The 25562-nt window shown below is 43.4% G+C and carries 27 protein-coding genes, 4 tRNA genes and 2 pseudogenes; 23 read left to right on the top strand and 10 right to left on the bottom strand.

From position 1 onward, the window contains the following. The first annotated feature begins 1 nt into the window (after position 1). The 4 genes from ACXAGP_RS00335 (at position 2) to ACXAGP_RS00320 (ending at position 3225) form a co-directional block, all read left to right on the top strand. Complete coding sequence (locus ACXAGP_RS00335; RefSeq protein WP_475258864.1) at positions 2–883, top strand: AAA family ATPase; 882 nt, start codon at positions 2–4, stop codon at positions 881–883. 16 nt (positions 884–899) lie between these two features. Continuing rightward, positions 900–1676, top strand: coding sequence for a TatD family hydrolase (locus ACXAGP_RS00330; protein WP_475258863.1), 777 nt, complete (start codon positions 900–902; stop codon positions 1674–1676). Positions 1677–1796: 120 nt separating this feature from the next. Beyond that, on the top strand, positions 1797–2786 hold the full coding sequence (trhO, locus tag ACXAGP_RS00325; protein WP_475258862.1) for an oxygen-dependent tRNA uridine(34) hydroxylase TrhO: 990 nt from the start codon (positions 1797–1799) through the stop codon (positions 2784–2786). A gap of 190 nt (positions 2787–2976) precedes the next feature. After that, positions 2977–3225, top strand: a complete 249-nt coding sequence (locus ACXAGP_RS00320) for an EF-hand domain-containing protein (RefSeq protein ID WP_338292648.1) — start codon at positions 2977–2979, stop codon at positions 3223–3225. Positions 3226–3301: 76 nt separating this feature from the next. Here ACXAGP_RS00320 and ald read toward each other — a convergent pair whose 3' ends face one another. After that, positions 3302–4432: an alanine dehydrogenase gene (gene ald, locus ACXAGP_RS00315; protein ID WP_475258861.1), complete on the bottom strand. Its 1131-nt coding sequence runs from the start codon at positions 4430–4432 to the stop codon at positions 3302–3304. A 129-nt stretch (positions 4433–4561) separates the two neighbouring features. On the opposite strand from ald, the gene lrp reads away from it, so the two are divergent. The 7 genes and pseudogenes from lrp to serS all read left to right on the top strand — a co-directional run bounded on the left by lrp (position 4562) and on the right by serS (position 11288). Then, a complete protein-coding gene (lrp, locus tag ACXAGP_RS00310; RefSeq protein ID WP_338292646.1) occupies positions 4562–5047 on the top strand; it encodes a leucine-responsive transcriptional regulator Lrp in 486 nt (161 codons plus the stop codon). Between the two features lie 85 nt (positions 5048–5132). Further along, positions 5133–5609 (top strand): annotated as a pseudogene (locus tag ACXAGP_RS00305) (DNA translocase FtsK 4TM domain-containing protein); the annotation flags it as partial. A 597-nt stretch (positions 5610–6206) separates the two neighbouring features. Next, positions 6207–7691, top strand: a pseudogene (locus ACXAGP_RS00300) (DNA translocase FtsK); the annotation flags it as partial. A 2-nt stretch (positions 7692–7693) separates the two neighbouring features. Beyond that, positions 7694–8308 carry an outer membrane lipoprotein periplasmic chaperone LolA gene (gene lolA, locus ACXAGP_RS00295; RefSeq protein ID WP_475258860.1) on the top strand — a complete coding sequence of 205 codons (615 nt, stop codon included), beginning with the start codon at positions 7694–7696 and terminating at the stop codon, positions 8306–8308. A gap of 3 nt (positions 8309–8311) precedes the next feature. Further along, complete coding sequence (locus ACXAGP_RS00290) at positions 8312–9610, top strand: replication-associated recombination protein A (RefSeq protein WP_475258859.1); 1299 nt, start codon at positions 8312–8314, stop codon at positions 9608–9610. Next, positions 9603–9983, top strand: coding sequence for a fluoride efflux transporter CrcB (crcB, locus tag ACXAGP_RS00285; RefSeq protein ID WP_475258858.1), 381 nt, complete (start codon positions 9603–9605; stop codon positions 9981–9983). The genes ACXAGP_RS00290 and crcB overlap by 8 nt, the downstream gene beginning before the upstream one ends. A gap of 9 nt (positions 9984–9992) precedes the next feature. Further along, positions 9993–11288, top strand: a complete 1296-nt coding sequence (serS, locus tag ACXAGP_RS00280) for a serine--tRNA ligase (protein WP_475258857.1) — start codon at positions 9993–9995, stop codon at positions 11286–11288. A gap of 174 nt (positions 11289–11462) precedes the next feature. Here the strand turns inward: serS and ACXAGP_RS00275 are convergent, their stop codons facing one another. The 5 genes from ACXAGP_RS00275 to ACXAGP_RS00255 form a co-directional block, all read right to left on the bottom strand. Continuing rightward, on the bottom strand, positions 11463–11798 hold the full coding sequence (locus tag ACXAGP_RS00275; RefSeq protein ID WP_338292640.1) for a TusE/DsrC/DsvC family sulfur relay protein: 336 nt from the start codon (positions 11796–11798) through the stop codon (positions 11463–11465). Positions 11799–11825: 27 nt separating this feature from the next. Further along, positions 11826–12095: a DsrH/TusB family sulfur relay protein gene (locus ACXAGP_RS00270; RefSeq protein WP_475258856.1), complete on the bottom strand. Its 270-nt coding sequence runs from the start codon at positions 12093–12095 to the stop codon at positions 11826–11828. After that, entirely contained in the window at positions 12092–12448 is a 357-nt protein-coding gene (gene tusC / locus ACXAGP_RS00265) for a sulfurtransferase complex subunit TusC (RefSeq protein ID WP_475258855.1), read from the bottom strand. The genes ACXAGP_RS00270 and tusC overlap by 4 nt, the downstream gene beginning before the upstream one ends. Position 12449: 1 nt before the next feature. Next, complete coding sequence (gene tusD, locus ACXAGP_RS00260) at positions 12450–12827, bottom strand: sulfurtransferase complex subunit TusD (RefSeq protein ID WP_475258854.1); 378 nt, start codon at positions 12825–12827, stop codon at positions 12450–12452. Between the two features lie 82 nt (positions 12828–12909). Continuing rightward, positions 12910–13578, bottom strand: coding sequence for a Bax inhibitor-1/YccA family protein (locus ACXAGP_RS00255; protein WP_475258853.1), 669 nt, complete (start codon positions 13576–13578; stop codon positions 12910–12912). 245 nt (positions 13579–13823) lie between these two features. On the opposite strand from ACXAGP_RS00255, the gene ACXAGP_RS00250 reads away from it, so the two are divergent. Continuing rightward, positions 13824–13915: transfer RNA gene (locus tag ACXAGP_RS00250), tRNA-Ser, on the top strand. A gap of 114 nt (positions 13916–14029) precedes the next feature. Here ACXAGP_RS00250 and ACXAGP_RS00245 read toward each other — a convergent pair. After that, positions 14030–14485 (bottom strand): YybH family protein, encoded by a 456-nt coding sequence (locus ACXAGP_RS00245; RefSeq protein WP_475258852.1) that lies wholly within the window; start codon positions 14483–14485, stop codon positions 14030–14032. Positions 14486–14611: 126 nt separating this feature from the next. Continuing rightward, positions 14612–15985: a sodium-dependent transporter gene (locus ACXAGP_RS00240; RefSeq protein WP_475258851.1), complete on the bottom strand. Its 1374-nt coding sequence runs from the start codon at positions 15983–15985 to the stop codon at positions 14612–14614. A gap of 90 nt (positions 15986–16075) precedes the next feature. On the opposite strand from ACXAGP_RS00240, the gene ACXAGP_RS00235 reads away from it, so the two are divergent. The 9 genes from ACXAGP_RS00235 to ACXAGP_RS00195 all read left to right on the top strand — a co-directional run bounded on the left by ACXAGP_RS00235 (position 16076) and on the right by ACXAGP_RS00195 (position 23029). Further along, the gene (locus tag ACXAGP_RS00235; RefSeq protein WP_475258850.1) at positions 16076–16966 is read left to right on the top strand and encodes a LysR family transcriptional regulator; all 891 of its coding nucleotides are present in this window, start codon (positions 16076–16078) and stop codon (positions 16964–16966) included. Between the two features lie 210 nt (positions 16967–17176). Continuing rightward, a complete protein-coding gene (locus ACXAGP_RS00230) occupies positions 17177–17962 on the top strand; it encodes an SDR family NAD(P)-dependent oxidoreductase (RefSeq protein ID WP_475258849.1) in 786 nt (261 codons plus the stop codon). A 27-nt stretch (positions 17963–17989) separates the two neighbouring features. Continuing rightward, positions 17990–19006 carry an AraC family transcriptional regulator gene (locus ACXAGP_RS00225; RefSeq protein ID WP_475258848.1) on the top strand — a complete coding sequence of 339 codons (1017 nt, stop codon included), beginning with the start codon at positions 17990–17992 and terminating at the stop codon, positions 19004–19006. Positions 19007–19496: 490 nt separating this feature from the next. After that, positions 19497–20141 carry a UvrY/SirA/GacA family response regulator transcription factor gene (uvrY, locus tag ACXAGP_RS00220; protein WP_338292635.1) on the top strand — a complete coding sequence of 215 codons (645 nt, stop codon included), beginning with the start codon at positions 19497–19499 and terminating at the stop codon, positions 20139–20141. Between the two features lie 5 nt (positions 20142–20146). Then, on the top strand, positions 20147–21991 hold the full coding sequence (gene uvrC / locus ACXAGP_RS00215; protein WP_475258847.1) for an excinuclease ABC subunit UvrC: 1845 nt from the start codon (positions 20147–20149) through the stop codon (positions 21989–21991). A 33-nt stretch (positions 21992–22024) separates the two neighbouring features. Next, positions 22025–22576 (top strand): CDP-diacylglycerol--glycerol-3-phosphate 3-phosphatidyltransferase, encoded by a 552-nt coding sequence (gene pgsA, locus ACXAGP_RS00210; protein ID WP_338292633.1) that lies wholly within the window; start codon positions 22025–22027, stop codon positions 22574–22576. A 168-nt stretch (positions 22577–22744) separates the two neighbouring features. Next, positions 22745–22820 (top strand) — tRNA-Gly (locus ACXAGP_RS00205). 6 nt (positions 22821–22826) lie between these two features. After that, positions 22827–22900, top strand: a tRNA-Cys gene (locus ACXAGP_RS00200). A gap of 42 nt (positions 22901–22942) precedes the next feature. Next, positions 22943–23029: transfer RNA gene (locus ACXAGP_RS00195), tRNA-Leu, on the top strand. Between the two features lie 59 nt (positions 23030–23088). Here ACXAGP_RS00195 and ACXAGP_RS00190 read toward each other — a convergent pair. Then, entirely contained in the window at positions 23089–24126 is a 1038-nt protein-coding gene (locus ACXAGP_RS00190; protein ID WP_475258846.1) for a phage integrase, read from the bottom strand. 118 nt (positions 24127–24244) lie between these two features. On the opposite strand from ACXAGP_RS00190, the gene ACXAGP_RS00185 reads away from it, so the two are divergent. Next, on the top strand, positions 24245–24418 hold the full coding sequence (locus ACXAGP_RS00185) for a hypothetical protein (protein WP_475258845.1): 174 nt from the start codon (positions 24245–24247) through the stop codon (positions 24416–24418). 468 nt (positions 24419–24886) lie between these two features. Further along, a complete protein-coding gene (locus ACXAGP_RS00180; protein WP_475258844.1) occupies positions 24887–25105 on the top strand; it encodes a hypothetical protein in 219 nt (72 codons plus the stop codon). Here ACXAGP_RS00180 and ACXAGP_RS00175 read toward each other — a convergent pair. Further along, positions 25091–25507, bottom strand: coding sequence for a helix-turn-helix domain-containing protein (locus tag ACXAGP_RS00175; RefSeq protein ID WP_475258843.1), 417 nt, complete (start codon positions 25505–25507; stop codon positions 25091–25093). The genes ACXAGP_RS00180 and ACXAGP_RS00175 overlap by 15 nt on opposite strands. Positions 25508–25562: the final 55 nt, after the last annotated feature.

Raw genomic sequence — 25562 nt, 5'->3', positions numbered from 1 at the left:
AATGAGTTTCCCTTGGTTTGAGTCACAATTCAGAGCCATTGTCGGGAGAGGTTCCGCTAAAAAATTACACCATGGTTTGCTGTTTGTGGGTAGCCGGGGGACAGGTAAAGCCGATATCCTTGTAGAGATGGCGCGCTATTTGTTGTGTTCTAATAAAAGTGCCTGTGGTCAGTGTCAGTCTTGTTTATTGTACAAAGCAGGCAATCACCCAGACTTAATTGTCACGCAATACGAAAAGACCATAGGGGTAGACACCATTCGAGAAGGCATAAATCGCCTTAGTCAGACCTCTCATCTAGGCTCTGATAAAGTGATGCTGGTAAACAACGCCCACAAAATGACGGCGGCTGCGTCTAATGCACTGCTAAAAACATTAGAAGAGCCCACTAAAAATACCTTTATTTTGATGTCCGCAACCAGCACCAATGAGTTATTACCAACAATACTTAGCCGCTGCGAAAAACATACTGTCCAGGTAAAGCACAAAGAAAGTGTGCAACTCTGGCTCAAAGAGAGAAATGTATCCGCAGCTACAGAGCTAATTGATCTTTATTGGACAAAGCCAAAACTTATCGAATCTATTGTGCAAGATGACGGCTTACAAGAATGTGTCGATTGGTTAAAGACCCTGCACAAACCGGGGGCGGCGCTGGCCATTCCCGGTAAGTTACAGGAAGAGCATCAATTATTACTCGACTGGTTGAACTTTCAAATGGCTGAGTTGAGACGAGCTGAAATTTCCGACGCAATAAAACTGCGTATCTTCGATATGTATACCGCCGTTACCGATGCTCAAAAGAAGTTGCAAGCACAAGGCGTGAACAAGGCACTTATTTTGGAAAAACTGCTACAAACATGGCGTCAGTTTTCCACTTTCATTTGAATTTAAGAGGTATTAAATGCTGGTTGATTCTCACTGTCACCTGGACAGGTTGAACAAATCCAAATCAGAACTCAAAGAAGTAATCAAAAATGCCAATGCAAAAGGGGTGGAGCATTTTTTATGTGTTTGTGTTTCGGTAAATGACTATACCTCCATGATAGACATGATCGATGGTCTTCCAAATGTTTATGCAACTTGTGGTGTGCATCCACTGCATCAGGATGAGGCCTGCACTAAGCAAGAATTATATGACACAGCGAACTCTAGAGAAGTCGTCGCCATTGGCGAGACCGGCCTGGATTACTTTTATTCACCTGAGAGTAAAGAAGTGCAGGTAAAATCGTTTATTGAGCATATTCAGGTGGCCAACGAACTAGAAAAGCCACTGGTCATCCATACGCGTGATGCCCGCGAGGACACCATTTCTTTGCTAAAACAACACGGTGGAGAACAATGCGGGGGCGTATTGCATTGCTTTACTGAAAACTGGGAAATGGCCAAAGCTGCCATCGATCTCGGGTTTTATATTTCCATCTCAGGTATTGTTACCTTTCGCAACGCCAGCGAACTTCGAGAAGTGGTTAAAAAAGTCCCTCTGGACAGGCTCCTTGTTGAAACGGATTCGCCATGGCTGGCACCTGTGCCCCATAGAGGCAAACAAAATGAGCCGGCATTTGTAAAAGACGTGGCGCAATTTATTGCTGACTTAAAACAAATCCCGCTGGAAAAGCTGGCTCAAGTCACCACCGAAAACTTTTTTGAACTGTTTCCGCTTACCCGCCAGCAAGTCTAAGCATTTGCATCAGCTTCTGAGTTGAGCTAGAATCCGCGCGCTTTTTAAGCAGCCGATATGATATTGGCTGCAGTCCTTTTAATTTGCACCGGATTAAAGATCCGGATAGCGGAGCAGAATATGAATCAGATCGTGATCTGTGCAATGTATAAATTTGTTGCACTGGATAATTACAAAGAAATTCGAGAACCACTTTTAACTTTCATGGAAGAGCAGGGTATTAAGGGTACCTTACTCCTGGCCAACGAGGGAATAAACGGTACCGTCTCCGGTACTCGAGAGTCAATCGACGCATTACTTGCATGGCTAAATCAGGACGAGCGCATTAACCCCATCTCTTATAAAGAATCTTTTGAAGATAGTCAGCCGTTTTATCGCACCAAGGTTAAGCTGAAAAAAGAAATCGTCACCATGGGCGTAGAAGGAATTGATCCGAGAAAAACCGTTGGCACCTATGTAAAGCCCGAAGATTGGAATGCGCTTATTTCGGATCCTGAAGTCACTGTTATTGATACCCGCAACGACTACGAAATTGGTATCGGTACCTTTAAGCATGCCATTAATCCTGAAACCGAAACCTTCAGAGAGTTTCCCCAGTATGTGGCGGATAACATGGATCCGGCGAAGAATAAAAAAGTCGCTATGTTCTGTACCGGCGGTATTCGCTGTGAAAAATCCACTGCCTACATGAAAGAACAGGGTTTTGAAGAGGTATACCACTTGGAAGGCGGTATTCTTAAATACCTTGAAGATGTACCAAAAGAAGAAAGCTTGTGGGAAGGCGACTGTTTTGTTTTTGACAACAGAGTGGCGGTAAATCACGATCTGGAAAAAAGTCATTACGACCAGTGTTATGCTTGTCGTTTGCCCATTACCGACGAAGACAAACAAAGTGACAAATATGAGTCAGGCGTATCATGCCCTCATTGTTACGGTAAACACAGTGATGAGCAAATCGCTCGTTTCAGAGAGCGCGAAAAGCAAATTGCTTTATCAAAAGCGCGTAACGAAGAGCATATCGGTACGGAAGCTCGCGACGTCATGCACAAAATGCGCAAGCTGAAAATCAATGAGCGCCGTGCTCAGAGACAAGCAGCTAAAGCTAAATAGTGCTTTGTAGGTGCGACATTTATGTCGACGATAATGATCGATTAACCAGCATCGTCCGCATCGCCGTTTAAATGTTCCCGACATAAACGGCATTCACCGCATCCCTGCAGCTCAAGTCGACAATGCTAGACACTGCAGGCCCTAAGCGTTTACACTTCCCATAAGAAAAATTACAAATGGAAGCTTGTTCATGAGCGAAACCAAAAATATCGATCAGGAAAAAATCAACCAGATCCGCGAAGAGTTTGATTTTTTTGATAACGACAAAAATGGTCAAATTGACTTTAATGAGTTCTTCGAATTGTTGAAAGTGATTTCACCTAAAGCTAAAGAATCTCAAGCCAAAGAAGGATTTGAACTAATTGATGAGAACAGCGATGGCTGTATTGATTTCGATGAGTTCCTTGCCTGGTGGCAAAACAACTGGTGGGAATACTAAGTTTAGCCAAGTGTTATTAAAAATAAAAAGCGCCGTGATTTTCATCAATGGCGCTTTTTTTATGTCTGCAACAAAATTATAGGGCTAAAGCCTGTGCTGCATCCATATATTCGAGATCAAGCTGTTCGCCCAGTGCATCGGTAACCGCTTTGTAAGTTACTTTACCTTTGTGCACATTCAAGCCATTTAACAGGTGCGGGTTGTCAAGCATAGCTTGTTTAGGACCTTTGTTAGCAAGGGCAATACCAAACGGCAGAGTCGCATTATTCAGTGCCATGGTAGAGGTACGTGCAACGCCGCCAGGCATGTTAGCCACACAGTAGTGAACAACACCGTCAACAACATATACTGGATCCTGATGAGTGGTCGCTTTAGACGTTTCAAAACAACCGCCCTGGTCAATAGCAACATCTACTACCACAGAACCTTCTTTCATCGCTTTGATATGTTCTCTGGTCAGTAGTTTAGGCGCTGCAGCACCAGGGATTAATACCGCACCGACAACCAGGTCAGCTTTAGATGAATAGTATTCGATAGCGTCTACCGTGCTGAATACGGTTTTTAAGCGACCAGCGAAAATATCGTCCAGATCTCTTAAACGCGGTAAAGAGCGATCCAAAATAGTCACATCGGCACCCATTCCCAATGCCATTTTGGCTGCATTGGTGCCAACAACACCACCACCAACGATTAACACCTTCGCGGGAGCTACGCCAGGCACACCGCCTAACAATGTACCGCTACCACCCTGTGCTTTTTCCAGGAAATGTGCGCCCGCCTGTACAGACATACGGCCAGCCACTTCACTCATAGGTGCTAACAGCGGCAAAGCTCCATTTCTGTCGGTTACAGTCTCATAAGCGATACATGTCGCACCAGATTTAACTAAAAGTTCCGTTTGTGTTGGGTCTGGCGCCAGATGCAAATAGGTGTACAAGGTTTGACCTTCTGACAGCATTTTGCATTCATTGGGTTGCGGCTCTTTTACTTTTACGATCATTTCCGCTTTTTCAAAAATCGTTTCAGGGCCCGCAACAATAGAAGCGCCAGCTTCTTCGTATTGCTCGTTGGTGAAGCCAATCGCAGCGCCACCGTTATTTTCCACCATTACCTGATGGCCGTTTGTGACAAACTCTTTAACAGCCGCTGGCGTTAAACCAATACGGTATTCGTGATTTTTAATTTCTTTTGGTACACCGATTAACATGATAGTAGTGTCCTGTTTTCGTAAAAAATATGTTTGATGAGTATAGGTAAAAATTTAAAGAATGAATCACTTTATTTTGCTATATTTACAGGATATAAAACTAAATTATATTTATTTACGATATTTTATATGCTGGTAAAAACCCCAAAAGACCTTGATCGCATCGACCGCAAAATCCTTATAGAATTGCAAAACGATGGACGCCTCTCCAATGTAGAGCTTTCAAAGCGCGTGGGGTTAAGCCCAACGCCTTGTTTAGAAAGAGTCAGGCGGCTGGAAAATCAAGGTTATATTACGGGCTATATCGCGCAGGTCGCACCGGAAAAACTAGGCGCAGCCATGTTAGTGTTCGTCGAGATAACCTTGGTAAAAACCAGTGTTGATATCTTTGAAGAGTTTTCTGCGGCCGTAAAAAAGCTGGAAGATATCCAGGAGTGCCATCTGGTTTCCGGAAACTTTGACTATTTGTTAAAAACCCGTGTTGCCGATATGTCCAGTTACAGGAAGTTATTAGGTGATATACTGCTAAGATTGCCAGGAGTAAGTGAATCGCGTACTTATGTGGTAATGGAAGAAGTAAAGCAATCATCTTATGTTAAGATAAACGTGAAATAAAAAGCTGTGCGCAATAGTCTCCAAAGAGAGATACAGTAAAAGTTAAAAAAATAACAATAGTTTTAAAGGGAAAAAAGCTTAAACCATGGCTCGATTAAGTGGTATGCAAAGACTGATGGAAGTCGGCATGATTGTGTCGGCTGGCTTTGCGTTGTTTCTATTTCTATCTGTCGCCACCTTTAATTCCGCCGATCCTGGCTGGAGTCAAACGGGGTTTTCTTCTGGAGTAAAAAATGCAGCAGGCCCGGCGGGAGCCTGGATTGCTGATATTTTGTTTTGGTGTTTTGGCTATCTCGCTTGGGTTATACCTTTTATTACCGCCTTTATCGGTTGGTTTATTTTTCAAACCAGCAAATCCATTTATGACTTGGATTACCTTACAATAGGTTTACGCCTTATCGGTGCCTTGTGTCTGCTTATTGGATTAACCGGCATATTAAGTATCAATGTTGATGATATGGTTACCGTCACCTCTGGCGGTATGATTGGTGACGCGATTAGCCATGCCCTGATCCCGTTTTTTAGTTTGATTGGCACCAATCTTTTGTTGCTTTGTTTTGTTTGCACCGGTTTTACACTGGTAACGGGAATTTCATGGTTGTCTATTATTGATAATCTTGGTTCTTATAGTATCTGGTCATATAAAAAAACGGCACAAGTTCCATTGTTGTTGGGTTTTAATGGTGATAGCGGATTGCGACTAACCGACAAGCTATCTTCATCTGATAAAAAAGAGAACCTGCCGGCAAAACGCAGTAATACCCACAATATCGAAATCACCAGTATGCGCCCTGAGCCAGAGCTTGACGGTAACCTCGCCACTGATATCGACGATGAAGTGATTCAAGAAGATGTTGAGGTTCCAAAACGCAAAGAAGAAAAATTAGAAGACACCAGCGACGGTAAAAGCAGCTCATTCTCTGCAATCACCAACTTATTTAAACCGAATCCGGTTACCGTAGAAGTGGTGTCAGAGCAAGCCATTGATGAGCCGGTACCCGCCGTTGAAGAAAAGCCTAAGGCCGCCTCAGAGTCAGCCGAACCAGCTCAACACAGTGTTGCAAAAGAAGCACCTAAAGCTGCTGTTACCGTCGGTGTGCCCGGTGCCAAACCACTCAAAACCTTTAAAGAATTAGAGGATGTGCCCGAGGGTGACGTCCCTTCTTTTGACTTGCTCGACAGACCCAATAAAAAACAAAACCCCATATCAGAAGAAGAACTGGAAGGTATTGCACGTTTGGTGGAAGCTAAGCTTGCTGACTTTAACGTTGAAGCACGGGTTGTAGGTGTGTTTCCCGGCCCGGTTATTACGCGATTTGAGCTGGATTTAGCACCTGGTGTAAAAGTCAGCAAAATCACAGGCCTATCAAAAGACCTGGCGCGAGCCATGTCTGCCATGTCGGTCAGGGTTGTTGAAGTTATTCCCGGTAAGTCCGTTATAGGCCTGGAATTGCCCAATAAGACCCGAGAAACGGTATTTTTAAGTGAAGTAATCGGTGGCCCTAAGTTTCAATCGACCCCTTCAAATCTAACCATGGTTTTAGGTGCAGACATTAGTGGCAACCCAGTAGTGGTGGATTTAGCTAAAATGCCTCACTTACTGGTTGCGGGTACCACAGGTTCAGGTAAGTCAGTTGGCGTTAATGTAATGATCTTATCATTACTTTATAAATCTACGCCGGAAGATGTGCGCTTTATTATGATCGACCCGAAAATGTTGGAACTTTCAGTGTATGAAGGTATTCCACATTTATTGGCGGAAGTGGTCACCGACATGAAAGAAGCCTCCAATGCGCTGAGATGGTGTGTTGGAGAGATGGAGCGACGTTACCGCCTGATGTCGGCTTTAGGGGTTCGGAACTTAAAAGGCTTTAACGCAAAAGTTGCGAAAGCAAAAGAACAGGGCACACCCATTAAGGATCCTCTCTGGTCAGCAGAACAGAGCATGGATACGGAAGCGCCAGAGCTTGAAAAACTGCCATCAATCGTTGTAGTGGTTGATGAGTTTGCCGACATGATGATGATTGTTGGTAAAAAAGTAGAGGAATTGATTGCCCGAATCGCTCAAAAAGCCAGGGCCGCGGGAATACATTTGATATTGGCAACACAAAGACCATCAGTGGACGTTATTACCGGATTGATCAAAGCCAATATTCCCACGCGTATAGCGTTTCAGGTGTCATCTAAAATCGATTCAAGAACCATTTTGGATCAACAAGGCGCAGAAGCGTTATTAGGGATGGGGGACATGTTATATCTCCCTCCAGGTACGGGGGTTCCAACGCGCGTACATGGTGCATTTGTAGATGATCACGAAGTCCATGCAGTAGTCGCGGACTGGAAGAAACGTGGTGAACCAGAATACATTGATGAAATTCTAAATGGTGAGGCTTCTGCAGATGTGATGTTACCTGGCGAACAAGCTGAAAGTGAAGATCAAGAATACGATGCCTTTTATGATGAAGCGGTTGCGTTCGTTACCGAAACCAGAAGAGCTTCGGTTTCAGGTGTTCAAAGAAAGTTCCGCATCGGTTATAACCGCGCAGCGCGCCTGGTAGAGCAGATGGAACAAAATGGTGTGGTTTCACCACCGGGCCACAATGGCAACCGTGACGTATTAGCAGCACCGCCACCTAAGGATTAAGTATGTTAAAGAAATTAGCTTTTTTATTGTTATTTACGGCTGTGAACAGTCTGGTGTTCGCCAGTGAAACCGATAAAACCAAGTTACAAGAAAAGCTGGCTCAATTGCAGTCCTTCAGTGCCAGCTTTGAACAGATTGTATCTGATGTTGCTGGAGAAACACTGCAAACCGCACAAGGTAAGTTGTATCTGCAGCAGCCACAGAAGCTGTATTGGGAATCATTTGAGCCTAATGAGATGCAATTGATTGCCGATGGAGAAACGTTGTGGCATATCGATCCCTTTGTGGAGCAAGTGATTGCCATTAATCAGGCTGATGCGGCTCAAAATCACCCGATCATGTTATTGGCCGACCAGCAGTCTACAATGTGGCAAAACTATCTTGTGGAACAGACCGCAACCAGTGAATTCAAAATGATTAGTTTACTGCCGGATACCGATTTCTTGTCGCTAACATTAGTTTTTGAGAATGGCCACCTCATCCAGTTAAGCATCGTCGATAAAATGGAACAGCGAAACCACCTTACTTTCAGTTCTGTAGAGCAAAATCAGGCAATCCCATCGTCTTTATTTCAGTTCGAACTGCCAGAGGGCTACGAATTGGACGACCAAAGATAAGTTTTGATACCTAAAGTGAAAGCTCAAAACGATATTCCACTTGCCGCCAGGTTACGCCCTAAATCGCTAACCGATTACATTGGGCAATCTCATTTGTTGGGCGAGGGAATGCCGCTACGCACTGCACTTGAAGCAAATAATCTACATTCCATGGTGTTTTGGGGACCTCCAGGTACTGGAAAAACCACCATGGCGGAAATGGTGGCAGCCCACAATGATGCCGATTTAATTCGTATATCTGCAGTGACTTCAGGTATTAAAGATATTCGCAAGGCTGTGGAGTCAGCAAAACAAAACCTGCAGCAGTTTCAGCGCAAGACCATTTTGTTTGTGGATGAGGTGCACCGCTTCAACAAATCTCAGCAAGATGCTTTTCTGCCTCACATTGAAGATGGCACCATCGTATTTATTGGTGCCACTACCGAAAATCCAGCGTTTGAACTCAATCGCGCGTTGTTGTCCCGCGTGCGTTTGTATGTTCTTGAAAAGCTTAGTAAAAAAGAGATTGGGCTGGTGATAGAAAGAGCCAAATCCTTTATCAAAATTCCGCTAACTGAGGCGGCAAAGTCATTATTGAGCGAATTTGCATCCGGAGATGCCAGACGAGCATTAAATTGCCTGGAATTAGCCTGCAGCGTCGCTGATGGCGAAATAACCCCCAAAGAAATCAAGTATGCCGTAGAAGGCAAGGTGGTGCAGTTTGATAAACAAGGAGACCACTTTTACGACTTGATCTCGGCCTTTCACAAATCGGTTCGTGGCTCTAGTCCGGATGCCGCCTTATATTGGTATTGTCGGATTTTAGAAGCCGGTGGAGAGCCGCTTTACGTGGCCAGACGCTTGTTAGCTATCGCATCAGAAGATATAGGTAATGCCGATCCAAGAGCACTACAAATTGTGGTAAGTGCCTGGGATATTTTCCACCGCGTAGGGCCAGCAGAGGGAGAAAGGGCTATCGCGCAAGCCACAGTCTATTGCGCCAGCGCTGCCAAAAGCAATGCCGTATATAGCGCCTTTAAAGCCGCAAGGCAACTTGCGGCCGAAACCGGGGACTTAGATGTGCCCAATCACTTGCGAAATGCCCCAACCCGGATTGCCAAAGAACAAGGACATGGCAGTGATTACCGCTATGCCCACAACGAGCAATATGCTTTTGCCGCTGGAGAAAACTATTTTCCAGAAGCGTTAAAAGAAACCCAGTTCTATCATCCGCAAGAGCGCGGTATGGAAAAGCAAATAAAACAAAAACTCGATTGGTTGAGCGAACTGAATAACAAAAGTGATCAGAAACGCTATGACTAGTTTAACAACTTATGTGTTAGTGGGTGTCGGGGGGGCCTTTGGTGCTGCTTTGCGATTTTTTATTTCACAATTAATGCTGCAATGGTTTGGCAAGGGCTTTCCTTTTGGTACACTTCTGGTCAATGTTTTGGGGTCGTTTCTTCTGGGATGGGTTTATAGCCTGACTGAGCATGGACATCTCGACATTGTTCCCTGGCGAACGCTGATTGCCATCGGCTTTTTGGGGGCATTTACTACTTTCTCTACCTTTTCTCTCGATAGTTTATTATTGCTACAGCAAGGTAACTATGTGAAAGGGTTTTTAAACATATTTTTGAATTTGTGTTGCTGTCTGGGGGCCGCCTGGATAGGACTAAACATTATTAAGGGTTAATAACATACCATGTTGGATGCAAAACTTTTGCGCACCGACCTGCAAGATACCGCCGAAAAGCTGGCGGCTCGTGGGTTTAAATTAGATGTTGATGCACTGGCCGCATTAGAAGAAAAACGTAAAACGCTGCAAGTTAAAACACAAGAATTGCAGAACGAACGCAATGTGCGCTCCAAATCCATTGGTAAAGCAAAAGCCTCCGGTGAAGACATTCAGCCGTTATTGGCCGAAGTGGGTAAATTAGGTGATGACCTGGATGCCGCCAAAAAAGAATTGGATGAGCTACTCAACGAAATCCAGCTTATCTCCCAATCGGTGCCCAATGTGCCAGATAGCTCTGTTCCAGCGGGTAAAGATGAATCTGAAAACCAGGAAATCTCAAAGTGGGGCACGCCTAAAACTTACGATTTCGAAGTGAAAGATCACGTTGATGTGGCTACGGGCCTTGAAAATGGGGCTGATTTTGAAACTGCAGCGAAGCTAACGGGTTCTCGCTTTGTAGTACTCAACGGCAAAGTAGCGCGCTTACACAGAGCTTTGGCGCAGTTCATGTTGGATACTCACACAGCTGAACACGGTTATCAGGAATGTTACGTGCCACTGTTAGTAAACGATGAGTCTTTATTTGGTACTGGTCAACTACCTAAATTTGGCGAAGATTTATTCCACACCAAACCAGCCACCGAAGAAGGTCAAGGGCTGGCATTGATACCTACTGCAGAAGTGCCGCTTACCAACATCGCGCGGGATCACATTTTTGAAGCCAAACAATTGCCAGTAAAAATGACGGCACATACTCCGTGTTTCAGAAGTGAAGCTGGCTCATATGGTCGTGATACCCGAGGCCTTATTCGTCAGCATCAATTCGATAAAGTGGAACTGGTACAGCTAGTTGAGCCAGAAAAGTCCATGGAAGCATTGGAAGAGCTTACTGGTCACGCTGAAAAGATCTTGCAAGCACTTGAATTACCCTATCGTAAAGTGTTGTTGTGTACTGGCGATATGGGCTTTTCCAGCACCAAAACCTATGACCTGGAAGTGTGGTTGCCAGCACAGGATACATATAGAGAAATTTCCAGCTGCAGTAACATGGGTGATTTCCAGGCAAGACGTATGCAGGCTAGATATCGGACTCCGGATATGAAAAAGCCGGAATTAATCCATACCTTAAATGGTTCAGGTCTGGCTGTAGGTCGCACACTTGTGGCTATTCTGGAAAATAACCAGCAAGCGGATGGCAGTGTTATCGTGCCGGAAGTGCTACGTGGTTACATGGGTGGACTGGAAAAAATCACGGCAGCCTAATAATATCTACTAAAAAATAATACCAAGGGGGCGTTATGGCCAGAAGCAAGGAATTCAAACAGATGATGAGATGGATCTACTGGTTGTGTGTTTTCGCAATCGTCTGTTTTGTAGGCTATATAGGTTGGGAAATCTTTCTCACCGTCAATGAGGGCATGGGCCAAAATTAATCGTTTACAAACACTTTGCTGGTTTGGGTAAGCCTGCCAGCTTAGTGGCTTGTTTAGCTGCTCCTTTGGGAAACAGTCGATGCAGATAGCGGCTGTTTCCTTTATCTTCTCCCAACTTTTGCTTCATGGCATTAACCAAAGCTCTGATGGCTGGACTAGTATTGAATTCCAGATAAAAGTTGCGTACAAACCAAATTACTTCCCAGTGATTTTCGGTCAACTCTATATTTTCAGACTCAGCTAAAAGCGGCACCATTTCTGGTTGCCAGTCTTGAACATTTTGCAAATAACCATTTTTATCTAATGGCACTTGCTTATCATTAAACTGCAATGAAGACATTATCTAAACTTCCTTATAATTAATCACTTACCAGGAGATCGAGCGAGAGAATTGAGTTAATAAAGCAATCAACTCATTGTAATCAATCAGTTTGCCTGAAATATCCCGAGGATTGAGCCCCCGCATACTCAAATCACTATTAAGCACGTAAACGGGGCGATGTAGATTTTGACTGGAAAACGCAGAGTAAACGCCTTCAGCCATCAATACTATTGCATCATCAGGCCCCACCAGAAAAGCCTGCTCAGTCAATCTATCGAAACTTTCGTTCGATGTGAGTAGATGTAGCGTATTCAAAAGCGCACCACTTGTTTGTATTCTGCTAACTTATCTGCAAGGGCCATTGGGGCTAAAGGGGTGACAAAGTCGGGCAATGTGCTGACATCGATATCGCGCCGTTCTAAATCCAGTTCGCTAACGTAAATCTCCTCAATATCGTAAAATGGCAATGCCGCAAAAGATTTGGTGAAGTCCTTTATGCCTGTCTTATCAACATTTACCGACCGAAGCTGATACACCGCATCGGACAAGAAAAATAGCGCACCAGGAATTTCAAACGTACCCAGCACCATCGCCATATCCAGCGCATCCTGGCCAGATGAATTGGCAAAAGGGGATTGAGTTAACAATAACGCGATTTTTTTATTCATACTAAAACTGAACTAAGTGATCACTGGTTTGCGATAACTGGCTAAACTCAGCAAGACCGCCAGCTTCAAAGGGCGCTTTTAAATTAAAGACATTTTCAATCTCAGCATCTTCAGCTGTGATAACACCGCGTTTGATAGCCGCCGTTGCGCATACCAGCAATTGTACCTGATGTTGCTGAGCGAGTTGTTGCCAGGCTTTGTAATGATTCAGTTCGTCTCCGGGCGGCTGCATAAAGCTATTGGCATTGTGAATACCTTCGCCATAGAAAAACACGATAACTTTATGCTCTTGCGCTGCAGCCTGAGCGAACGCCAATGCTGACCAACAATTGGCTGAAGCGGTGGGGGAGCTGGTAACTAACAAAAGAAATGTTTTCATGGTGCTAGTTTACTTTAACAATCCTCAAAAACAAAACACCCCGCATTAAGCGGGGTGTTTTTATATTCATTATCGATGGCGATTAATCGTCGCCACCAAAGGCACCTAACAAGTGCAGAATAGAAGTGAACAAGTTATAGATGTTCAGGTACATAGAAACAGTCGCTCTGATGTAGTTTGTCTCACCACCGTGAATGATACGGCTGGTATCAAACAGGATAAGACCGGACATAATGAACACTATCGCTGCACTCACTGCAAGAGACAGCGCAGGAATGCCCATAAAGATGTTTGCGATACTGGCAACGATAGCCACAATCAAACCAACCATCAAGAAACCGCCCATAAAGGAGAAGTCTTTTTTGGTAGTTAATACGTAACCAGACAAAGCAAAGAACACTAGTGCTGTTGCACCCAATGCTTGCATTATCAATGCGCCACCACCGGGCAGGCCTAAATAGGCATTTAGCATTGGCCCTAATGAACCACCTAATAAACCGGTGAAAACAAAGATCCAGATTAAACCAGACGCTTTGTCAGCTTGTTTGTTAACTATAAAAAGGCAGACGAACGCACCAATAGTCATGCCTAAAGCCGCCATTGGTGAAAGATTCATACCCATAGTAATACCAGCACAGATGGCGCTGAAGACCAGCGTCAAAGCGAGTAGCATATAGGTATTACGCAGAACCTTGTTGGTCTCCAGTACTGAAGGCCTTGAACTGGCAGAATACACTGAATTTTGTTGCATCGTTAAACTCCGTAGTTAGTCAGCAAAAAATAGATATTATTATCTAAAGCTAGTTTTAGGGTTTAGACCAGAATTTTCAACTAAAATTCGCGTTTAACAGCCAGAAAAAGCGTAAGCAGATATTCGAATTTTCCTGATTAGCTATAGAAATGAACAATTTGATTAAAGAAGAAGCAGTCAGACAAATTAATGAAATTAGCCCTTTACAAGCCCGAATAACACCATTAATATGCGCTCCACAATTTGGAGAGATGGCAGAGCTCGGTTGAATGCACCTGACTTGAAATCAGGCGTGGGGTTAAACCCACCGGGGGTTCGAATCCCTCTCTCTCCGCCAAATTTAGTAAAAAGGCTGCCTTTAAGGTGGCCTTTTTGCTTTGTGATTACAGATAATCACAAAGCAAAAAAAACGCACTCGAGTGCGTTTTTTATGAAGCTCAACAAAAAGCTGTTATTTGGTTTTTTCTTCAGGACAGTATTTGTCCCCCTTATCAAAAATAACCTTCCAGGAGCCATCTTCCTGGCGTTTCCAGATAGAGGTAAAGGTCTGAAAACGCCCAAGGTCATCCCATACCGGACCGGTACTTAATGCTAAAGTACCATCGTTGAGTACTTCGACCCGTTCTGGTTTCCAGGCAAATGGCGGCTTTTCCTTCTGAAATAACTTTTTCCAGGAGTCGGCAATCATCTGCTTCCCACGATTTACCCGTTTTCCTCCCATAAAAACGGCGTCTTCTGCCAGAAAACTTGTAAATGCTTCATAATCGCGGTCTGCCATGGTTTGTGCAAAAGCCAGCTCCGTATTCCAAACTTGTTGTTTCAATACTTCGACTGAATCTTCTGCCATTAATGGTCTTGTTAAAAGCAAGGTGACTATGAACAATAACCCCATAACACGCTTATTCATAATGATAACTCCAAGACGGTTTAGGTGACATTGGGTCAATAGGTAACATCAAATTCTCAGTATATTATGTATTGGCCATATATCAGTTAAATTACACTTCAAGTATGGCTCCAGCAATTGAATCGTTTACAGCACTGGTATTCCCAAAAATCTCTCGGTGATGGTGACGACAACAATGAGTGCTAACAGGGCAGGGCATATAAAACGCAGAGAGATGTTTAAATATTTCAATATCCACGGATTTACTTTTACCCCCTCAGTCATGAGTTCATCTTCAAGATTTTTAGTTCGCCAGACATAAGCTGTAAAAACGGCAAGTAAAAACCCGCCTACGGGCAACAAAGTATCGCTGGCAATAAGTCCCACAAAAGACATGAAACTGACAACTTGTAGCTCAGCCCCTATTTCTACGAATTGTGTTAACCCATTTGATGCGCCGGATGAGAGCAGTGACGGGATACTGACGACAAAGATGATGCTTGCAGCTGCAACGGTTGCAAGTTTTCGACCTAATCCCATTTCATCTACCAAATAGGATGTAGGGACCTCTAACATTGATACGGTCGATGTTAATGCGGCAAAAGCCAGTAACAAAAAGAACGCTCCGCCAAGAATTGCGCCACCGACGTTACCCAGGCTTTCAAACATTTTCGGAAGTGCTTCAAAAATTAACGTTTCACCGCCATCGGGAGCAATCCCGTGGCTAAACACCAATGGAAAAATCAGAAGCCCAGCCATGAATGCGATGGCAACATCTGCCACGGCTATCATAGTAGCAGATCCAACTATATCCGATTCTTTTGGTAGATAGCTTCCCAATGTGATTAATGTTCCCATTCCCAATGACAGAGAAAAGAAGGCCTGACCCAATGCAGAGAATACTACTGACGTATTCTCTGCGGACAAATCTGGTTGCAGATAAAAGGATAAGCCTGCTGTGGCCCCTGGTAACGTTAATCCATATACAGTAATTCCCAACATGACAACAATTAAACAGGGCATCAGTATTCTTGCGGCAGATTCGATGCCTGCGCTAATTCCTCTACTGACGACATAGGCCGTCATAGTCATGAATATCAGTGCATATAGTCCAACCTTGATGATGTCTGATGTAAATGCGCTAAACTGATCCGCTATCGCAAAGTTAGCCATGGTCATTTCAAACAAATACCCAATGACCCAAGCCGCAATCACATTATAAAAAGATAAAATCAGAATTGAGCAGGTTACTCCCAACAAACCAATAACTTTCCACTTAGGAAACCCTAGTTTCACAAATGCACCCACTGCGTCCCGCCTGGTGTGTCGTCCTATGGCTACCTCCGCAACAATGATAGGGTAGCAAAGTAAAAAACAAAAAAATAAATAGATGAAAACGAAAGCTGCCCCACCATTTTGGCCAACTTCAAATGGAAACTTCCAGATATTCCCAAGACCGACAGCCGAACCCGCTGCCGCTACGACAAATCCAAATCGAGATGAAAAAGTAGCTCTTTGCAAAATCAATACTCCAGGTAATCCAGGAGCACTTTAAAATAGGTTTGTCATTAAAAATAATGATATAATTTTATTATGTTATGAATTAATTTAATGACCTTAATGAGATACAACCTTCCCCCATTAAAACCGCTAAAAGTCTTTGAAGTTACGGCTCGTCACAAAAGTTTCACTCGGGCAGCTGAAGAGTTGTGCATTACCCAAAGTGCTGTCAGCCATCAAATCAAACAACTCGAAGCCTATCTTTGCAAGACGCTTTTCGTCAGAGATAAAAACAAAACGGTATTGACTCAAGACGGAGATATGTTGCTATCAGTTGTTACTGATAGCTTCAGTAGATTATCCGCCGTGTGTAATCACTTGTTATCTGCAGATAAAATGAGTCTTAAAATAATGGCGCAAACCTCAATTGCGGCCGATTGGCTGTCGCCGCGCCTGGCAGACTTTGCGTTGCTTCACCCCGAAGTTGATCTCTCACTCGGTATGGAATCTTATGCTTCTGGTTTTAACGCTAATGATTACGATGTCATTGTCGCTACCTGGCCTGCGCCTGAGGAATTTGTTACGCAAAAACTCAGGCACGAGCATTGGTTTCCAGTGGCAAAACAAGAAATCCTGGATTCGATTGATTGTTCAAGCGCAGCTAACCTCTTACAGTTGCCGCTCTATTCTTCAGAGAAAAAGGAAGACTGGAACTTGTGGATGCAGCAAAATCAAATTCGCAAACCTGTAGATATTCACATCCATCAATTCGAACTCGCTGTATTGGCGGTGAAAGCCGCACTTGGTGGCAAAGGCGTCGCACTTGGGTGTGGTTTTATGACAGATGACCTTGTCGAACAAGGGCTGCTAACTTCATTGCCGGAGTTTAGCTATGAACTTCCCTGGGGCCATTATCACGTTCACTATCGCTCTAATAGTTTCGCTGGCGAGGCAATAGAATCGTTTGTAAGTTGGTTGATAGGAGAAGCAAACAAAAAGTAACTAAAAGACTGCTGCATTGCGCTATACGTAGGAAATTCACTGAAACTGTTTTATCAGTTCACACTCTTGCTAAAGAGAGATAATGAAAGTTTCAGCTTGCCAATACATTTGAGATGGCACCTTCTGCAAGTTGATTGTCATCTTCTGCTAGTTACCAATTCACTCACTTTGCATATCATTTTGTCATCAGATAATGAACAAGAGATGACAATGAGTAATTCAAACACAGCATTAATTACAGGCGCTTCTAGCGGTATCGGTTTGGAACTGGCAAAACTTCATGCCAGTCGTGGCGGAAACTTGGTTTTAGTCGCTCGTTCGGGTAATAAACTAAATCGTTTAAAACAGGAAATTGAACAACAATACAAAGTGGCTGTAACCGTAGTTGTTGCCGATCTCGCGGAAGCTCAATCTGCGAATGAAATCTATGAACAAACACAGCAGGCCGGTATCCACGTATCTACGCTAATAAATAATGCGGGATTTGGAGGGCATGGTTTGTTTTCTGAAAGAGCTTTGGCTGATGAACAAGCAATGATGCAAGTAAACATGACTTCGCTGATTAGTCTTACTCATCTTTATCTTCCAAACATGATTGCGAAAAATGACGGTCGTATACTTAATGTGTCCTCTACCGCATCCTTTATGCCGGGGCCATTGCAAGCGGTGTATTATGCAACTAAAGCATTCGTTACCTCCTTTTCTCAGGCAATTGCTGAAGAGCTAAAAGAACATAACATTACCGTCACCACTTTGTGTCCGGGAGCTGTGGCAACTGGGTTTGTAGCAGCAGCAGATCTGGAAAATGTAGATATATTCAAACAAGCTAAATCTCCACAATCGGTTGCTAAATGCGGTTATGAGGCCATGGAAAAAGGCAGACTTGTGGCCTTCAATGAAGGTACACTGCGTTTTATGTTGGAGTGGGTGGTGCCGCTATTACCGCGTAAGTTGGTTTTAAAACTATCCAGGCAAGCAATGGAAAAGTCTGAGTAATAGAAATCCATTTTCAAGGAGCAAAGGGTGAAAAGAGCGATAAAGTTCAGCGTATCTCCCGGTTGGAAGGTACTGATAAATGATATGGGACTCGATATTGCGGCGGTATTAACGAAGGCAAATTTACCTTTAGACCTGTTTAGCCGTAAAAATGCCGGGTTGACGCCAGATGAATATTTTCGTTTATGGTTAGCCTTAGATGCAGAAGCAGGTGATACTGAACTGCCTTTAGCCCTCGCTCAATGTTTATCAGTTGAAGCTTTTGACCCGCCAATTTTCGCAGCAATTTGTAGCCAAAACTTTAAACAGGCAGTAAAACGGCTCAGCCATTACAAACCTCTCATTGGGCCGATGGAACTGCAAGCCTCAGAAACAGCAGAAGCCTTGACTTTACACCTGAGTTGTTATGGTGCAGATCAAAGTCTGCCAGCGGTTTTGGGGATGGTAGAAATGGTGTTCTTTACTCAATTGTCTAGACTGGCTACCAGGGAGCAGATTAATCCCATCTCTATTAAGGTGCCCAATCTTCCCAAAAAACTGGCCCTCTACGCTGACTATTTTGGCTGCACACCTGAAGTAAGTGATAAGGCAAGTATCACATTTAATCGTGAGGATGCCCGCAAACCCTTCATTACCCACAATGCGCAAATGTGGGATTTTTTTGAATCAAAATTAAACCAACAGTTAACCAATTTAGATAAACAGGCCAGTATCGTGCAAAAGGTAAAAGCGGTGCTAATGTCCGCTTTACCCGGTGGTGAAGTATCCATAGAGTTCGTTGCCGATAAACTTGCTATGAGCAAGCGATCTTTACAACGTAAATTAACCGCAGAGGCGGAAACTTTTCAGTCAATATTGAAGGCTGTTCGCTTAGAATTAGCCGATCATTACTTATTGAAGTCAGAAATGTCACTGGCTGAAATTTCATTTTTATTGGGTTTCCAGGAATCTAATTCCTTCATTCGTGCCTACAGCGGTTGGAAAGGGCGCTCACCGGCAAGTTTTAGAGAAATGCAAAATCAAACGAAGGTTTTAACGCATTAGCAGGTTGCGCTCCTCGCAGAAGTTTTTACAATGAAACGGAAACTCACTACGGCTCTCTATTATTCGTCACCTGGATAGATAATACTCGCCGTTTGATAAAAACATTCGCCGCAATTAAAAAGAGCTCAATGGATAAGATCAAAAACTGTCGCTGTGGCTGCAAAGCAACACTTCCCGTTCAATCTAAAACTTGCCCAGATAGATGGATGATCAAATGTACCCACGATCTCTGTAAAGCCGTCAATTACGGTATTGGATTACCCGACACTATTACGGGCTGGAATCGCCTTAGCACCAGCTTCTATCGTTGATAAGGCTTTCACTCCACACGTAAGTTCAAATAAGCATCAGTATGTAGCAGATTTGGTCTATCCTTTGATACCAAGGCATGAAAACCGATATTTTTACTTGCCCAATTAGATACGGTTTATTACATTCTTAGGTTATAAATTGTTGCGGTGCATCCCGTTGTAACTAGTGGAGCTGTTGTTTGGTTAAACTTCTTTTAGTCGATGATCACGATTTAGTCAGAACCGGTATACGTCGCATTCTCGATGATGTTGATGGCTTCCATGTAATGGCTGAAGCCGACAGTGGTGAACTCGCTGTAAAATTGTGTCGTAAAGATCCGCCAGATATTGTGCTGATGGATATGAGCATGCCCGGTATTGGTGGTCTTGAAGCCACCAAACAGATTTTACGCATCAGCGAAGGCATCAAAGTAGTGGCACTATCGGTGCACAAAGAAAATCCATTTCCCGCTAAAGTCATGCAGATGGGAGCGTTTGGTTATCTCACCAAGGACGCCGACCCGCAGGAAATGATCATTGCTTTGCAAAAGGTATCCCGCGGTATTAAGTATATTGCGCCGGAAATCGCGCAACAGATTGCGCTGGGGCAACTTGATCTCAATGAAGATGATCCATTTAAGTCTCTTTCCGAAAGGGAATTGCAAATCATGATCATGTTGACCAAAGGAACGAAAGTGCCGGATATTGCAACGCAACTCAATATCAGCGCAAAAACCGTTAACACCTATCGCTATCGCATGTTTGAAAAGCTCAATGTGACTTCCGATGTAGAATTGACACACTTGGCGTTGCGACATCAACTGATTAAATCTGATAATTTATAGGTCACATGTCCGATCCTGAGACAGAACAAACTCGCAAATTTGATTCTGGTAGCTTTCTCAAAAACCTGACACAACAGCCTGGCGTTTATCGAATGTACAACGATAAGCGCGAGGTGATTTATGTGGGAAAAGCCAAAAATCTGAAAAAGCGGGTGTCCAGCTACTTTAAATCTAATCTGGATAGCGTTAAAACCATCACCCTGGTTAAAAACATCGCTCACATGGATGTTACGGTTACCCATTCTGAGACCGAAGCCTATATTCTTGAAAATAACTTCATCAAGAAATACAAACCCAGGTACAACGTATTACTGCGAGACGATAAGTCTTACCCCTATATTCATTTATCCGGCCACAAGCATCCTCGTTTAACCATTTTCAGAGGCAGCAAAAAAGACAAAGGCGAATACTTTGGACCTTATCCGAGTGCCTGGTCTGTGCGCGAAAGCTTGCGCTTAATGCAAAAGATATTTCCGGTTCGACAGTGTGAAGACAGTTATTATCGCGCTCGCTCCAGGCCCTGTTTGCAGTATCAGTTGAAACGCTGTTCGGCTCCCTGCGTACCGGGTTACGTTTCTGATGATGAGTATCAAGAGCAGGTTAATCTGGCACGGTTGTTTTTAAAGGGTAAAAGTAAGGATGTCATCGCTTCCTTGGCAGATAAGATGGAATCTGCCAGTCAATCTCTTAACTTTGAGCAGGCTGCGGTCCATCGCGACCAGATTACTATATTAAATCGCATCCAGGAGCAGCAGTGGGTTAGCGGTAGTCAGGAAGAAATGGACGTATTTGGTCTGGCATACCGTAACGGCATGGCCTGCATACAAGGCTTTTTTATCCGAGACAACAAGCTTTTAGGCAATAAGAGTTTCACCCCCAAAGTGCCTGCCAACTCAGAAATAGCAGAAGTTTTAGAGTCCTTTGTGGTGCAGTATTATTTGTCGGGCGGTAAAAGCATCCCGGCACAGGTGGTATTGCCCTTTAAATTGGAAGACAAAGCGTCACTGGAAGCGGCATTGTCGCAAGAGGCGGGCCGCAAAGTTAGCTTCTTTCAGGGACTCAGAGATGAGAAAAAGCGTTACCTGGAGCTGGCCAATACCAACGCTGAAACAACCTTAACCACCATGCTATCACAACAAAAATCCATCCATGCTCGCTATCTTGAGTTGGAACGGGTACTAGAATGGCAAGAGCCGATACAGCGTATGGAATGCTTTGATATTTCCCATACATCCGGTCAACAGACGGTGGCTTCTTGTGTGGTTTTTAATCGCGAAGGTCCGTTTAAAAATGATTACCGGCGTTACAATATCGAGGGCATAACGCCGGGCGATGATTATGCCGCCATGGCACAAGCGTTAAAGCGCCGCTTTAAGCCTGGATGTGATCCCACTAAAATCCCGGATATTCTGTTTATTGATGGCGGGAAAGGGCAGTTAGCTCAAGCAGAAAACTTCTTTGAAGACTGGCAAGGTGAAAAAATGCCACAGCTCATCGGGGTGGCCAAAGGCACCTCCAGAAAGCCAGGCCTGGAAACCCTGATTATGGCGGGCAGCCACGAAACCATTCCGCTGGAAGCTGATTCCATTGCGCTACATCTGATCCAACATATCCGAGACGAGTCCCACCGCTTCGCCATAGCCGGCCATCGCAATCGTCGTCAAAAAGAGAAGAGTCGCTCCAAATTGGAAGATATTCCGGGAGTAGGTGCTAAACGCAGGCAAAGCCTGTTAAGATATATGGGTGGTTTGCAGGAAGTGTTAGGCGCAAGCGTAGAACAATTGGAGCAAGTCCCCGGAGTCAGTCGCGAACTGGCGGAAAAAATTCACGCCTGGTTGCGCTCAGCCTGATGCAGAAACAATTCAAACAATAACAGGACATTCATGTTTACCATTCCTAATATGCTCACATTCTTTAGAGTATTACTCATCCCGGTTTTTGTGGTGGTGTACTTTCTTGACTGGAAATGGGCACATCTGGCCGGTGCTTTTATCTTTTGGCTGGCTGCTATTACTGACTGGTTCGACGGCTATCTAGCCCGAAAACTGCAGCAAACTACCAGTTTTGGGGCATTTCTGGATCCGGTTGCTGACAAGCTCATAGTCGCTGCTGCATTATTAATGATCACGCATACATACAATACACTGTGGATCACTATCCCGGCTATTTTGTTGATGTCCCGTGAAATATTCGTCTCAGCGCTCAGAGAGTGGATGGCCCAACACGGTGAATCCGACACGGTTAAAGTGTCTTTTTGGGGTAAAGCGAAAACCACGGCCCAAATGTTGGCACTAATTGGTCTGCTTTCAGAGTTGGAAATCTTTTACTGGGTAACTCTTGGTTATATTTTATTGTACATTTCCACAATTTTGTCAGTGTACTCAATGGCGCAATACATGATGGCGGCCTGGAAAACCATCAGACGTCACGCTTAGTATTTCAGCATTTTGTTTGAAAATGACGCACATAAGTCAAAAATCAGGCATTCAGTTTAAAAAGGGCATTTTTTCTGTTGACAGGTGAGCCCGTCACTGTAAAATCCTGCTCCACGTTTTGAGGTGCTGTCACTCAACTGAAACATCCCTGAAACGTAGCAAGTATTTGCGGGAATAGCTCAGCTGGTAGAGCACAACCTTGCCAAGGTTGGGGTCGCGAGTTCGAATCTCGTTTCCCGCTCCAAATACTGGCGGGTTGGCAGAGTGGCTATGCAGCGGATTGCAAATCCGTGGACCTCGGTTCGACTCCGGGACCCGCCTCCATAATTTGGAAAATCCAATAGTGCAATCGCACTAACCCCCTAAGCCCGGGTGGTGAAATTGGTAGACACAAGGGATTTAAAATCCCTCGATCGTAAGATCGTGCCGGTTCAAGTCCGGCCCCGGGCACCATTTAAAACCTCAGTAAAAACAACGTCTTGCACAACTTTACTAATTATCAACTTTGAATATCACCTCAAAACCTTCTTACATTCTTCTTGCATAATAAAACCGAATTGCGAAACCGGATTCAATTCAACAACTTTTTCGAGATGGTCAGGCGCATACTGCAAATAAATTTCTGTTGTCATAATTGTCGAATGCCCTAGGCATCTTTGAAGCGTTACAATGTTCCCTCCAGCCATCATAAAATGAACTGCATAGCTATGACGCAATACGTGTGTCAATTGACCTTTAGGAACATTAATCTTTGCTCTATCTAAAGCATTTTCAAAAGCTTCTACAGCGCCACCAAACAAACGAAACTTGTTTTCTGGCTCATGCCCTCTAATTAGATTAAAAAGCTGCTCACTGATTGGTATGGTTCGCCTCTTGCCAGATTTTGTATTACCAAATTGAATAGCATTGTTCTTAACATGGTCCCGCTTTAATGATTCAGCCTCGCTCCAACGCGAACCCGTAGACAAACAAATTAAAACTATCAGGTACAAGTGGCGATTATTAGAATCTTCACAAGCCCTAATCAGTCTTAGTTGCTCTTCCTTTGTCAAATATGTAAGCGTACCTTCTGGCACCTTAATCTTCTCTATGGGCGATACAGGGTCTTTGTGATGCCAATTACCTGTCTTAATTAGGTACTTAAACACGGCCCTTAAGTAATCAAGTTCACGATTAACCGTATTAGGCTTAATACCTGTCTCTATTCTCTTGGCTCGGTAATTCGTAAGCTGCTCTGTTGTCATTATTGAAGCTACCGGGTTCTTAAGCCCATCACATAAGTTATCGAGCTTTTGCTTTCGTCCCTTGCTGTACTTTAAAAATTGACCCTTTGCCTTCCACCATTCATCTATCAATGCGCTCAGCCTTCTAACGTCACGCTTCCCGGCACCTCTCGACTCTTCACCATTTTGATACTGTGCTGTAATTTCTTTTTGCAAGCTCAAACATTGTGATTTTGTATCTCTTACTCGTTTAATTTGTGGGCCTGCTCGACCTATCGGATAGAAATCTAAAAGCCACTTACCATCATCTCTTTTAGAAATTGCCATGATTACAAAAACCTCAACCTTAGATTTAAAACAAAGTGTACCCTATAGCCACCCCATATCTAAGTCACTGATTCAGAAGGGGTTAATAATATTACCCATAAATCAAAGAGGTTTAACTATGAAAAAGTCAAAATATCTATTATTATCCGCATTATTGGCGTGTTTTTTCGCAGTATTTGCAAGCGCAGAAGAAAAACAAAGTGGCCTTGTGACAACTAATGCTTTGTGTTTCTTTGGAATTTGCTTTGAAACAAGAGGTAATGGAGGGGGATGGAAGCCGCCGCAGGAATAATTGATTACGCTTCTTTGTTTCAAATTGATGATGCAATGGTACTCTTTTACACCATTGCATTTTTTCTCTTCTTAGCAGTCAAACCGTTTTCTTCAGAGACTCTTACATATATCTCAATGGTTCCCTTTATCGGGTTTATGGGGTGGATACGTGACCCACTGATACATTTTTGCCAGACAAATCCTGACTATGCTAATTACCTATGGTTTCCATTTTGGATTTTATGTGATCTTTTGTTGATAATTACTCTTCACATTCTTCACAGAGAAAGAATTTATAAACCTTCTAAACTATATGTTTGTGTCTACAGAACATATTTTGCCTTCATAATTGTTCAGTCAGTCGCAATGTTTGAAGCTTTAACAATTAACTCGGAAATATTTTACACATTGTACGGTTTTACTATACCATCACTAAATATCGGAATATTAGTATATTCAATGTGGTACTTACTAAGGAATCTGAGACGTGCTTGATTATCTTTTTATCTTACTTATTTTTGTTGTAATTGCCGTAGCCATTCGATTTAAACCGCAGGTTTCTGATGATGAAATGAATATTGTTAGTTTAAAATCTAGGGTTTATTTTCAAATGGGTAAGGATTTTGAGCAATTAATCAAAACCCCTCCAAGCCTCAGACCAAAGAAGTACAAGGAACTCTGTTCAAGGTATTCAGACGCGGCGTAACAAATCAAGTTTATCGATTTTTATCTTATTTTCGAGTTGTTCAACCATAGACTCAACAACTTCTCTAACGGTAGCTGGGTTGTATTTCTCTGTTACATCAATACATTCAGCAGCAACTAAAGACGTTAGCGCGTCACCAAAAGCATTTTCGAATGCACTCATATCTTCAATTTTACAGTGACCAAAACATAAGTAGTCGATACTACAGTTGTATTGAATACCTATCCTAACTAATACATCGTTCGGGATCTTCCCTGAATTCCTCCAGTTACTTGGAGCAGACTTGTTCATTCCTAAAGACTTCGCAACGCCTGTCAGCGTTCTCTCACTTGTAACTTCGAATATTCTTTTAACTATAACTGAATCATCTAAATTTATATCCATAAATACTATATATTTCATATGCGTACTATTTACTTCGTACGAATACGTAATAATATAACCCCATCTAAAAAAT

It is taken from the genome of Planctobacterium sp. AWM4_229 (genome assembly GCF_056160305.1).
This window is presented reverse-complemented; position numbering and strand designations above follow the sequence as displayed.